Source organism: Corallococcus sp. AB045 (genome assembly GCF_003668895.1).
GTDB lineage: Bacteria > Myxococcota > Myxococcia > Myxococcales > Myxococcaceae > Corallococcus > Corallococcus coralloides.
In genome coordinates this window covers 1-11434 of record NZ_RAWN01000259.1, presented here as the reverse complement: position 1 = coordinate 11434, position 11434 = coordinate 1, and the positions used below count along the sequence as shown (strand labels likewise).

The window sequence follows — 11434 nt, the reverse complement described above, 5'->3', positions numbered from 1 at the left end:
CCAGGCCACGCCTGCGCCAGCGTGCGGTAGAGCGGCCGGCCGAGCCGGAGCCCCCGGCTGCCACTCCTCCGGAATGGGCGGAGGCCACGCTCCGGCTCGGCCGGCCGCTCTACCGCACGCTGGCGCAGGCGTGGCCTGGAGTGCGCACGCTGCGGGAGCGGCTGAGGCCCTGGCTCTAAGCCAGCCTGCTACAGGCTTGCCCACGGCGAGGCTGGCGAGGGCTGTCACCCGCTTCGTCCGTCCTGCCGCGGATCAACACTTCGAGCAGGCCGGTGTGACGCGGGGGGCGCTCATTGCCCGCGCCCAGGTGCGCCGGTAGGGGCGCGGTTCTCGTCCGTGTGCCGGCTCACGGATGCGCCGGGCCTCCCTCAACCCCTGCGCGCCGCGTTGATCTTCGCGATGTCGATTTTCTGCATCTCCATCATCGCGGCGAACACCCGCTTGCGCGCGGCCGGATCCGGATCGCTCATGCCGTCCGTCAGGGCGGCAGGGGTGATCTGCCAGGAGATGCCCCACTTGTCCTTGCACCACCCGCACTGACTTTCCTGCCCGCCGTTGCCGACGATGGCATTCCAGTAGCGGTCCGTCTCTTCCTGATCCTTCGTGCTGATCTGGAACGAGAAGGCTTCGCTGTGCTTGAACGTGGGACCGCCATTGAGGCCGATGCAGGGGAAGCCCAGCACGGTGAACTCCACCGTGAGGACATCGCCCTCCTTGCCGTCCGGGTAATCGCCCGGTGCGCGGTGTTTGGCGCCGACGGAGCTGCCGGGGAAGGTGCGGGCGTAGAACTCCGCCGCTTCTTCAGCGCTGCGTTCGTACCAGAGGCAGAGGACGGTCTTGTTCACGGGGGTCGTCATGATTGCGCTCCTTGGGCTCACTCGCCCTTGTGTCCTACAACGCCAAATGCGGCACCGGCGGGGTCCGTTGCAACGACAATCCAGTCGCCGCCAGGCACCTCGTGCGGACCTTGCAGCACCTTGCCGCCATTGGCGGTGATGGCGCGCTGCGCTTCGGCTACCGAGGAGACGCCGAAGTAGAACAGCCAGGTGCCGGTGGGACCGGGGCCCGCGGCGGGCTTCTGCATGATGGCGCCCAGCCGAACGCCGTCGTGGTCGATGAAGCAGTAGTCGCCCATCGGGCCCATGGGCATCACGTCGTTGAACTGGAAGTGGAAGTGCTTCGCATAGAACGTCTTGGCGCGCGAGAGATCGGGGCTCGCCAGTTCGTTCCAGCGAATGTGCTGCGACGCCTTCACGTCGAATACGTCGCTCTTCGCCTCGGGCTTGCCGGGCGGTGGAATCGGCGCCATCACGTAGAAGGGAGTGCCCATGGGATCGGCCACCATCGCGATCGTGCCGACGGGCAGCTCCATGCGCGGCATCAGCACCCTGGCACCATCGGCCACCAGGGCCCGGAGGGACGCATCGACGTCGGCCACGTGCAGGTAGCCGAGCCAGCAGGGCTGTGCGCCATTCCGCACCATGTCCTGCGAAAGGCGCAGCACGCCGCCGGCGGAGCCGCCATCGCCGCGCATGATCATGCGGTAGTCCACTCCGCCCGGCATGGGCGCGGGCGGGTCGGGGATCTTCCATCCAACGACCGCGCCATAGAAGCTGGCGGCGGCGCTGGGGTCATGGGTCATCAGCTCGTACCAGATGAAGCTTCCAGCGCTCATCGTGTCATTCCCTTCGTGAGCGGTTGGATGTGGAGGGTCCGCACGCCCGTGTCGAGCCAGACCTTCGTTCTTTGAATCCTTTCCTACGGAACCGGGCTTCCCTGCCGCAGCGCGGCAAGCCTGGCCATGCAGGCAGGAACCGAAGAAACATTTCCTCTCGATGGGCGAGAATCAGGGAAATCATGCGAACCACTTCCCACCACCGCCCCCTCCACGTCGGATCGACTGGCAACCGCGTTCAGAAGGTCGAGGAGCGCCTGAAGTCGGCGGGCTACCTCAAGGGTGCTGCTGACGACCGCTTCGACGCCAAGACCGCCAGGGCGGTGGTCGCCTACAAGCGCGACAACGGCTGGGAGGGGAAGCCGCAGGGGGTCGTCGGCGAGCGGATGGACCACTCGCTGAAGCGCACCAGCACTGGCACCACCCCCACCGCCCAGGCCAGCCAGACGGGCGGCAGCGAAAGCAAGGGCAAGACCCCGTCGCAGCTCAAGGGCGCGACCTACAACGTCGAGCGCGACCGCAATCCCCAAGACGTGAAGAAGTGGCTGGGCGACTTCGCCAAGAAGAACAAGCTCGACTTCATCCAGCTCCAGGAGATCAACGGCTACCACAAGGCCCTGGAGAACATCCCTGGCTACCACCTGGTGACCTTCCCCGGGGCCAAGGACCATGGCGAGACGGGCATCCTCGTGAAGGACAGCCTGCTCCAGGGGCAGAAGACGTCCATCCAGGGCGAGGGTGGCGGCTGGACCACCGTGCGCGGCGGCCATGCTCCGCCGCGGGCGGCCACCGCGGTCAAGCTCGCGGGCTGGCTGCAGGTGGTCTCGGCCCACCAGCCGCCCTCGGTCGACTGGAAGGGCGGGGAGCCCGTCGGGCCGAAGAACCGCGTGAGCACCTACAAGTCGCTCTCCGAGAAGCTGCTCGGCTTCGCGAATCGGAAGATCGCGAAGAACCCCGACGAGGGTCTGCTCATCGGCGGCGACTGGAACGAGCCGGCGTCGACGAAGGGGAAGTGGTCACCCGGCTGGATTGCGCAACAGGCGGGCATGAAGACCCACGGCGGCGTGGAGAGCCATGGCCACGGCAAGATTGACTATGCGATGTCCTACGGGTGCAAGGTCTCGAACGTGAGGTCCGGCCCGACCGGCGGCTCGGATCACAACATCGTCATGTACACGGTGAGCCGCCCGAAGGGTAAGGGCTGACGCGCGGCCACTGCCGGCCGGGCCTGCTCAGCCCCGGAAGAGGGGCCGGAACAGCGTGGACTCGCGCAGGGAGGCCGCCAGCGCGGCGATGTCGTCCGACTGGCCGTCCACCTCGTCGTCGTCGAAGGTCTCCTTCAGGCGGGCCATCACCTCCGCGTGGCCGCGGGAATGGAGCAGCTCGCGGAAGACGATGAGGGCGGACTCGTCCAGTGGCACCCCGAGCGAATCGCGCGACCGGGCCCCGCCTTCCGCCGGCTGCGTCAGCGCGGTGACCCACTTCATGATCAGGTCCACCGGATCCCGGTCCGGGAAGCGCTGGCGCACGAGCTGCTGGATGTGCTCGCCACGCTCGACGTTCAAGAGGAGCGCGAGGAAGTAGCGGTGCTCCGGGTCCTTCACCTGTCCCCGCCGGTCGATGAGCAGCGCCTGGCGCATGTACTCCTTGAACACCGGGCGCAGCTCCTCCGCCAGCGCGCCATGCGTGCGCACCGCCACGTCCCAGTACGGGTCCAGCGCCTCCAGCTTCTTGTGCAGCTGGAGCAGCCGCTCGAAGACGAAGAAGCACGTCAGGATGTCCGAGCGCTCGATGAGGCCACGGATGAGCCGCGTGCGCTCCGGTGGGCTCAGCTCCGCCAGCAGTGACAGGGACTGGAGCACCTTGCTGGTGTGCGCGTCCTCGACGCCCGGGTAGTAGGCCAGGTGGGGCTTCTTGTACGAGTACTGGTAGCCCCCTTCCGGCGAGTGCAGCGTGCGCACCACGCACGTCACCGAGGGCCGCTCCAGGTGGAAGAGGGAGTGGATGTACTTGTCCCCTCCAAGGATGCGGTGGATGTCGCCCGTGCGCAGCCCCGTCACTGACAAGAGTTCCATGTCACCGAATGCGACGCGGCTGTTCACCTTGTGCCGCTCGTGCCAGCGGTAGTGCCCGTGGATGCTGCTGCCCTGGAGCACCTGGAAGGCGCCACAGAAACCGTGCTGGTGGATGTCGGTGGTGCCGTCCACCCAGTAGTACAGGTCGATGAGCAGGCGCGAGTCGGAGAACACCGTCAGCGCGGGCTGGCCGAAGCCCGGACGCGTGGTGAGCTGCTTTGGGAAGTCGCGCGTCCCGTAGAGCCACTCCAGGGGCTCCAGCGTCTTGAACTCCTGATGCGGGGCCAGCTCCCGCAGGACCTCGGCCGCGATGTCGGGAAAGGCCTCCTCGCTGTGCTGGACCTTCAGCCACCGCTCCTGAAGGAGCCTCCCCATATCCTGGAAGATGCGCATGCGCTTTCCCCGCTCACCGGCGTGTCCGCATCCCATACGGAACGAGGCGGAAATCCTGGCTCGATTCCTTTCAAAAAAGGCCCCATCACTCCTGGGCATCCGAACTGTGTATAGGCTGCCGCGCGCATGACGATCCTCACGACGAAGCTGTGTGTCATTGGCGGCGGCCCCACCGCGGTGGCCGCTCTCTTCGAGGCCCGGGCACGTGGCATCCCCGCCCTGGCACTGGAGGCCGGCGCCACCCCGCTGGCCTCGCTGCATGCCCATATCGAGGGCCTCGTCTACCTGTCGCCCGCCTCGCACTGGGAGGTGGGCGGCCTGCCGCTGGACTGCCGCGACGCGCTGGAGTGCTCGCGCGAGGACGTGCTGCACTACTACGCACGCGTCATCCAGATGGGGCGCCTGGACCTCCGCTGCCGCCACCGCTGCGTGGGCCTGCGCCCCGACGCGGACGGGGTGACAGTGGACGTGGAGGCGCCCGAGGGCCGCCGCGAGGTGCGCGCCGAAGAGGTGCTCGTCACCTCCTGGTATGAGCGGCGGCCCCTGCCTCCGGACGCGGTGGAGCCCGGCTCGCGCGTGGAGGTGCGGGAGGGGCTGCGCTCCGCGGCGGAGGTGGCCGGCCAGCGCGTGGCGGTGCTGGGCGGCGGCATCTCCGGCTTCGAGCAGGCCGGGGCCCTGATGATGGCGGGCCAGCCGGTGACGTTGCTGATGCGCGGCGAGGCGCGGAGCCTCCACCGGTTGCCGCACTTCGCGCGGCTGGTGGAGGCCACGGGCTCGCGGCTGGTGCCGAACGCCAGCGCGGTGCACGTCACCCGCGACGGCGTCACGTACCACGAGGGCGGCGAGGCGCGTCACCTGCCGTGCGAGGTGCTGGTGGCCGCGTGCGGTGCGCGCCTGTCCCCGCAGGTGCTGGAGTTGCTCACGCGCGCGGGCGTGCTGACGGAGGACGAGGTCCGCGGGCTGAGGGAGTCCATCAGCCTGGAGGAGGCGAAGCACGCGCACCCGGACCAGGCCGCGGCGGAGCAGGAGCGCCTGGCGGTGGAGTCCCGGCCGGACCTGTGGCCGCTCGTCTTCGAGGGCCGCCGCCGCGTGCGGCTCGCTGGGGGGCCTCTGCACGTGGGGGCCTCCAACGCGGGGGTGATGGTGTCCATCGCCACCGCTGTGTTCGCGGTGCGCGCGATGGCTGGCGCACCGGTGCCCGCGCGCATGGCACCGCCGCTGGCGCGGGCGCTGCTCAACCTGGAGTCCCTCATCCAGGTGCTGCGCGAGGACGTGCCGCCTGAACGCGTGGAGTCGCTGCGCCCGCTGGCGGTGGGCTCCTGGAGCCGCGCGTGGGTGCACCCGCATCTCCTGGAGAGTCCCACCGCGCGGAGCGTGGAGCGCACCACCGGCGTGGATCCAACCCGCTTCCTGCTGCCCCCCGGGCTCGGCGCCAGCGACATGGAGCGGGAGCTGCTCGGGCTCGCGGATGGCACCACCAGCATTGCTGAGATTGCCGACGCCAACGAGATGTCGGATCCCGAGGAGCGCGCGAAGCTCGTCGCCACCTTCCGCAAGCTGTGGACGCGCAACGTGCTCACGTGGCTGCCTCCGCTGGACGCGAGACGCTGATAAGCGATTGGGGCAATGACCAGGAAATCGAGGGTGCTTCGTATTTCGTTTCGACCGCGCAATTCCGTGCGGCCTTGCATCGGGGAACGAAAACATGAAGAAGCCCACCAAGAAGCTGACGCTGTCGAAGGACACCCTGCGCGCGCTGAACGAGACCCAGCTCAAGCAGGTTGCCGGCGGTATCCCGCCCTCCGTCTACGATTGCGATGGCACGGATCCGACCGAAGCCACCGTCTGCTACACGAACGCGCTCTGCCAGACGGGCGAGTACTTCGGCTGCTGCTTCTGATGCGGTTCGCGCCGTGCGCTCGGAGGTGAGGTCCGCCTCCGAGGCACGGTGAGAGGTTTTGCCCCGGTCCGGTGTCCGCCGGCCCGGGGCGTTTCCCGCACCCGGTTCCCGGTTCCGAGGTCCATCGCGATGTCCCAGCCCCGCCGCCGCGCTCCCGAGGGGCAGCGCCCGCCTTCCGCCCAATCCCTGATGGAACCGGCGGACTTCTTCGTCCTGCGCACTCCGCTCCTGCCCTTCGACGCAGTGGAGCACTGGAGCTCGCGGCTCACCGCACCGCACGCCACCGGATCGCTCGCGAAGGCGCTGGACGCGGATCGCGCGCTGTTGCGCACGCGGCTGCGCGCGTACGTGGAGCGGCCGGATGTGCGCGAGGCCCTCTTCGTCGCGTCGCCCTCGCTGGAGGAGGGGCTGCCGCTCTGGTTCCAGGCGCCGGACAGCGAGTACGGCCTCAAGGTGGAGCGGGCCCTGGTGCGCTACTTCCTGCGCATGGCGGGGCGCTGCACGCCCTTCGGCCTCTTCGCGTCGTGCTCCGTAGGGCACCTGGGAGCGCGCACGCACCTGGCGGTGGCGGACGCGCGCGAGTGCCAGCGCGACACCCGTCTGGACATGGACTACCTCACGCGGTTGGTGGGGGAGTTGGTGCGCCACCCGAGCCTGCGCGAGGTGCTCCGCTACCGCCCCAATGGCAGCCTGTACCGCGCGGCCGGGCGGCTTCGCTACGTGGAGACGCGGCACGTGGGCGCGGTGCGCCGGCACCACCTGTCCTCGGTGCGGCCGGATGCGTACCTGGATGCGGTGCTGGAGTGCGCGCGCGCAGGGGCCCGGCCGGAGCAGTTGGTGCGGACGCTGGTGGCGCTGGACGCGGAGGTGGATGCACAGGAGGCCGCCGAGTTCGTGCGCACCCTCGTGGACAACGATCTGCTGGTGCCGGAGCTGGCCGTGCCCGTCACCGGGCCGGAGCCGCTCCCGTATCTGGTGGCGCGGCTGCGCGCGCTGGCGCAAGAGGCGGGCCCCGGTGAGGCCGCGCGGGTGGCGCTGGAGGCGGCCACGTGCCTGGAGGATGCCGGAGGTCTCCTGGCGAGGATGGATGAGGAGGGTCCAGGCCGGTCGAAGGAGGCCTACCTCGCCATCGCCACGAGGCTCGAGGCGCTTCCCGTGAAGGTGGAACTCCCGCGCCTCTTCCAGGTGGACCTCTACCGTCCGGCGCCCGGCGCCACGCTGGGACCGGAGGTGCTGGCGGAGGTGACGCGCGCGGTGGAGCTCGTGCGGCGCATGGGGCCCCAGCTCCACACCGGCCGCTCGCCGCTGAGCGCGTTCTGCGAGGCCTTCACCCGCCGCTACGAGGGCCGCGAGGTGCCGCTGCTGGAGGCGCTCGACGAGGAGTCCGGCGTGGGCTTCCTGGTGTCCAACGCGCCCGCCGCGGATGGGGCGCCGCTGTTGCGCGGGCTGGCCTTTCCGGCCGCGACGGATGCCGGAGGGACGCTCGGCGCGCGCGAGCTGCACCTGATGCGCCGGCTGACCGCCAGCCCAGGCGCGCGCGTGCTGACGCTGGGCGAGGAGGACCTGAAGGCGCTGTCCTCGGAGAAGGCCGCGCCGCCACCGGACGCCATCTCCGTGGGCTTCAGCGTGCTGGCCGCTTCGGACGAGGCCTTCGCGAGCGGGGACTTCTCGCTGGTGCTGCGCGGCGCTGGAGGGCCCTCCGGGGCCAACACCCTGGGCCGCTTCTGTCACGGGGACGACGCGCTGCGCGACGCCGTGGAGCGGCACCTGCGCGCAGAGGAGGCGCTCCGCCCGGACGCCGTCTTCGCGGAGGTGGTGCACCTGCCGGAGGGGCGCATCGGCAACGTGCTGCTGCGGCCCCAGTTGCGCGGGCACGAGATTCCCTTCCTGGGGGCCTCCGGCGCGCCCGACGCGCAGCAGCTCCCGGTGGAGGACCTGCGGGTGTCGGTGGTGGATGGGCGAGTGGTGCTGCGCTCGAAGCGGCTGGGCCGCGAGGTGCTGCCGCGGCTCACCACCGCGCACAACTTCTCCCGAGGCCTGGGCGTCTACCGCTTCCTGTGCATGCTCCAGCACGAGGGGCGCGCGGTGGGCTTGTCGTGGAGCTGGGGCGCGCTGGAGGGCCTGGACTTCCTGCCGCGGGTGGTGTCCGGCCGGGTGGTGCTATCGCTGGCGAGGTGGCGGCTGGGGCCGGACGTGCTGAAGCCGCTGGGCGCGGCGCGCGGCGAGGAGTGCTTCCGGACCGTGCAAGCGCTTCGCGAGCGGCTGGGCCTGCCTCGCCACGTGGCATTGGTGAATGGCGACAACGTGCTGCCGTTGGACCTGGACAACGTCCTGTGCGTGGAGACGTTCGCCTCCCTGGTGAAGGACAGCGCCCGCGCCGTGCTGCGCGAGCAGTTCGTCGGACCGGACGCGCTGTGCGCCCACGGTCCGGAGGGGCGCTTCGTCCATGAGCTGGTCCTCCCCATGGTGCGGCGCCAGGAGCCCACGGCGTCCGTGCCGGCCCAGCGCCCGGCTTCTTCCGCTGGTGCCCCCCGGCACTTCGCACCCGGCTCGGAGTGGCTCTACGCGAAGCTGTACGCGGGCACCGCCGGCGCGGATGACGTTCTGTGCGACGCGGTGGCTCCGCTGGTGGAGCGGCTCGTCCGCGAGGGCGTGGTGGACCGCTGGTTCTTCATCCGCTTCGAGGATCCGGACTGGCACGTGCGCCTGCGGCTGCACGGGGATCCGGCTCGCCTGCATCGTGACGCGCTGCCAGCGCTGTCCGCCGCGGTGGCGCCGCTGGCGCGGGACGGCGTGGTGTGGAAGGTGCAACTCGACACGTACGAGCGGGAGCTGGAGCGCTACGGCGGCCCGGAGGGCATGACCCTGGCCGAGGAGCTGTTCCACGCGGACAGCGAGGCGGTGCTGAAGCTGCTGGCGCTGCTGGACGGGGACGCGGGCGCGGAGGCCCGGTGGCAGCTCACCCTGCGGGGCCTGGATCTGCTGCTGGGCGACCTGGGCCTGGACCTTCGCGCGAAGCTGACAGTGGCCGAGCGCTCCCGCGACTACTTCGGGCGGGAGTTCCGCATGGACACGGCCTTCACGCACCAGCTCGGTGCCCGCTATCGCCAGGCCCGCGCCGCCCTGGATGCGGCCTGGGCTCCGGACGCGGAAGAAAGCCCGCTGCTCGTCGAGGGCCTCGCCGTACTGCGCGAGCGCTCGGAGCGGCTCGCCCCCCTGCGGCGGCGCATGGAGGCGGCCTTTCGCGAGGGCCGGCTCGGTGTCGCGCTGCCCGCGGTGGCCGCCACCCACCTGCACATGCACGCCAACCGGATGCTGCGCTCGGCGGCGCGCGCGCAGGAGCTGGTGCTCTACGACTTTCTCGCCCGGACGTACCAGTCCCAGCTCGCGCGCGCCCGCGCGCAGGAGCCCCGCCCATGATGGCCCAATCCATTCATCCCCCTCAGGCGGCCCCCCGGTGGTGGCCGCTGCTCAATGGCTCGCTGGCGGACGAGGCCGCGGAGACCGTGCGCGCCATCACCACCGAGCTTCACAAGCCCTTCACCCACCAGGGCGCGCGCATCGCGGAGCGGCTGTCCAGCCAGGCGCTGCTGCACGGCTACCTGGCGCGCGTGTGGCCCGGGAGGGATGACCCGGAGCACGCGGCGCGCTTCCTGGACGGGGCGCTGGATGAGGTGGGGCGCCGGGGGATGCGCCCCGCGCTGCATGGCGGCTTCGTCCAGGTGGCGTGGGTGATGCACCACCTGGGCGCGAACCTGCTGCCGGACCTGCTGGGCGCCGAGGAAGACCTGCTGGAGGACGTGGAGACGGCGCTGGAGGACACCCTGGGCGTCGAGCACTGGGTGCAGCACTACGATCTCATCGCCGGGCTGGTGGGGCTGGGCGTCTTCGCGCTGGAGCGGCTGCCGGGGGCCCGGGCGCGCCGGTGCCTGGAGCGCGTCGTCCACCACCTGCTGGCCGTGTCGGAGCTGGGGCCGCAGGGACGGGCGTGGCGGACTCCTCCGGAGCTCATCCCCACGACCACGCGCAAGAAGCAGCAGGACGGCGGCTACAACCTGGGCGTGGCCCACGGCAACCCAGGCGTGGTGGGCCTGCTGGCGGCCGCGTGGGCGCACGACATCGACCGGGCGCGGGTGGGGCCCGCGCTGGAGGAGGCGGTGCGGTGGCTGCTCGCGCAACGGCAGCCCCCAAGCTCGCTGTCCGCCTTCGCCTACTACGCGGACGACGAGGTGCGGCGCTCCCAGGTGTCGCGGGGGGCGTGGTGCTACGGGGATCCGGGCGTGGCCGCGACGCTGCTGATGGCCGCGCGGGCGGTGGGCAACGCGGAGTGGGAGCGGGTGGCGGTGGAGACGGGCCTGCGCGCGGTGCGCCGGCCCGATGAGACGCGCGAGGTGATGGACGGCGGGCTGTGCCACGGCGAGGCGGGGCTGGCGCACCTGTTCCACCGCATGTACCGGCTGACGGGGGAGGAGGCCTTCGGCCGCGAGGCGCGCGAGTGCTTCGCGCGGCTGCTGGCGCGGCGCGTGCCCGGCGAGGGCGTCGGTGGCTATGCGGTGTGGTTCCCTCGCGAGATCTACCCGGACCGAGTGGAGGACAACGCCAGCTTCCTGACGGGCTCGGTGGGCATCGCGCTCGCGCTGCTGGCGGCCATCAGCGACGAGGAGCCGGCGTGGGACCGGATGCTGCTCGCGTCCTTCCGCCCGCCGCTGGAGTCGGGACATGGCCGCTGAGGAAGGGAACACACCCTTCAGGCGCGAGGCCCTGGAGCGTCATGCGCGCGGGGGCGCCGCGGAGCCGGTGCGGCTGGAGCACCCGCGGTGGGTGCGCTGGCTGCCGCTGCCGTTGGGGGGCGCGCTCGCCATCCTGGGCCTCTTCGCGACGCGCGTGCCGGTGGCCCGCGTGGTGAGCGTCCCGGGAGTGGTGGAGGCGCTGTCCCAGGGCTCGCCCATGGATCCGTCGCCCGGGAGCGACCTGCGGACGCGGCTGTTCTTCTCCGTACCCGCCGAGCACCAGGGCGCGCTGCGTCCGGGGCTGCGCGTGCGCGCGAAGATGGCGCAGGGCGCGCGCGACTTCGCGGTGGAGTGGGTGGACACGGAGACACGAGTGCCGGAGGCGTTCAACGGGGGGCTCGGGAGGCTGGCGTCGGGCGTGCTCGTCCGGGCCCACGACCTTTCGTCGGCGGGCGGCGACGCGCCGGGCACCCCGGGCACGGTCGAAGTGCAGGTGGGCACGGAGTCGCTGGCGGCCGCGCTGTGGGCGCAGGCGCGCGGCGGGCGGAGGTGAGGCATGGGCGCGTGGCGTGAGTTGAGGCGGCGGTGGCGCCGGGTGCCGTTCCTCCAGCAGTTCACCGCGGCGGACTGCGGCCCCACGTGCCTGGCCATGGTGCTGGCG

Annotated in this window: 9 protein-coding genes; 6 read left to right on the top strand and 3 right to left on the bottom strand. The window is 71.2% G+C overall.

Annotated elements, in window-relative coordinates:
- Window positions 1-368: 368 nt before the first annotated feature.
- Both D7Y21_RS37010 and D7Y21_RS37005 read right to left on the bottom strand, forming a co-directional pair.
- Window positions 369-857 carry a VOC family protein gene (locus D7Y21_RS37010; RefSeq protein WP_120562808.1) on the bottom strand — a complete coding sequence of 163 codons (489 nt, stop codon included), beginning with the start codon at window positions 855-857 and terminating at the stop codon, window positions 369-371.
- Window positions 858-874: 17 nt separating this feature from the next.
- Window positions 875-1675, bottom strand: a complete 801-nt coding sequence (locus D7Y21_RS37005; protein ID WP_120562809.1) for a VOC family protein — start codon at window positions 1673-1675, stop codon at window positions 875-877.
- A gap of 182 nt (window positions 1676-1857) precedes the next feature.
- On the opposite strand from D7Y21_RS37005, the gene D7Y21_RS37000 reads away from it, so the two are divergent.
- Window positions 1858-2880: a peptidoglycan-binding protein gene (locus tag D7Y21_RS37000; RefSeq protein WP_121718203.1), complete on the top strand. Its 1023-nt coding sequence runs from the start codon at window positions 1858-1860 to the stop codon at window positions 2878-2880.
- A gap of 27 nt (window positions 2881-2907) precedes the next feature.
- Here the strand turns inward: D7Y21_RS37000 and D7Y21_RS36995 are convergent, their stop codons facing one another.
- Window positions 2908-4143, bottom strand: a complete 1236-nt coding sequence (locus D7Y21_RS36995) for a hypothetical protein (RefSeq protein ID WP_121718202.1) — start codon at window positions 4141-4143, stop codon at window positions 2908-2910.
- Between the two features lie 126 nt (window positions 4144-4269).
- Here D7Y21_RS36995 and D7Y21_RS36990 point away from each other — a divergent pair, with 126 nt between their 5' ends.
- From D7Y21_RS36990 to D7Y21_RS36970, 5 genes are all read left to right on the top strand, one after another.
- Complete coding sequence (locus D7Y21_RS36990) at window positions 4270-5754, top strand: FAD-dependent oxidoreductase (RefSeq protein ID WP_121718201.1); 1485 nt, start codon at window positions 4270-4272, stop codon at window positions 5752-5754.
- 94 nt (window positions 5755-5848) lie between these two features.
- Window positions 5849-6043 carry a class I lanthipeptide gene (locus D7Y21_RS36985; protein ID WP_121718200.1) on the top strand — a complete coding sequence of 65 codons (195 nt, stop codon included), beginning with the start codon at window positions 5849-5851 and terminating at the stop codon, window positions 6041-6043.
- A 129-nt stretch (window positions 6044-6172) separates the two neighbouring features.
- Window positions 6173-9463 (top strand): lantibiotic dehydratase, encoded by a 3291-nt coding sequence (locus D7Y21_RS36980; protein WP_233612436.1) that lies wholly within the window; start codon window positions 6173-6175, stop codon window positions 9461-9463.
- Window positions 9460-10773: a lanthionine synthetase C family protein gene (locus tag D7Y21_RS36975; protein ID WP_120562813.1), complete on the top strand. Its 1314-nt coding sequence runs from the start codon at window positions 9460-9462 to the stop codon at window positions 10771-10773. The genes D7Y21_RS36980 and D7Y21_RS36975 overlap by 4 nt, the downstream gene beginning before the upstream one ends.
- Window positions 10763-11326 carry a hypothetical protein gene (locus tag D7Y21_RS36970; RefSeq protein ID WP_120562814.1) on the top strand — a complete coding sequence of 188 codons (564 nt, stop codon included), beginning with the start codon at window positions 10763-10765 and terminating at the stop codon, window positions 11324-11326. Before D7Y21_RS36975 ends, D7Y21_RS36970 begins: the two co-directional genes overlap by 11 nt.
- The last annotated feature ends 108 nt before the right edge of the window (window positions 11327-11434 follow it).

Excerpts from the sequence above, each read along its gene's own strand:
- D7Y21_RS37010 (WP_120562808.1), bottom strand. The coding sequence starts at position 857 with ATGACGACCCCCGTGAACAAGACCGTCCTCTGCCTCTGGTACGAACGC.
- D7Y21_RS37005 (WP_120562809.1), bottom strand. The coding sequence starts at position 1,675 with ATGAGCGCTGGAAGCTTCATCTGGTACGAGCTGATGACCCATGACCCC.
- D7Y21_RS37000 (WP_121718203.1), top strand. The coding sequence starts at position 1,858 with ATGCGAACCACTTCCCACCACCGCCCCCTCCACGTCGGATCGACTGGC.
- D7Y21_RS36995 (WP_121718202.1), bottom strand. The coding sequence starts at position 4,143 with ATGCGCATCTTCCAGGATATGGGGAGGCTCCTTCAGGAGCGGTGGCTG.
- D7Y21_RS36990 (WP_121718201.1), top strand. The coding sequence starts at position 4,270 with ATGACGATCCTCACGACGAAGCTGTGTGTCATTGGCGGCGGCCCCACC.
- D7Y21_RS36985 (WP_121718200.1), top strand. The coding sequence starts at position 5,849 with ATGAAGAAGCCCACCAAGAAGCTGACGCTGTCGAAGGACACCCTGCGC.
- D7Y21_RS36980 (WP_233612436.1), top strand. The coding sequence starts at position 6,173 with ATGTCCCAGCCCCGCCGCCGCGCTCCCGAGGGGCAGCGCCCGCCTTCC.
- D7Y21_RS36975 (WP_120562813.1), top strand. The coding sequence starts at position 9,460 with ATGATGGCCCAATCCATTCATCCCCCTCAGGCGGCCCCCCGGTGGTGG.
- D7Y21_RS36970 (WP_120562814.1), top strand. The coding sequence starts at position 10,763 with ATGGCCGCTGAGGAAGGGAACACACCCTTCAGGCGCGAGGCCCTGGAG.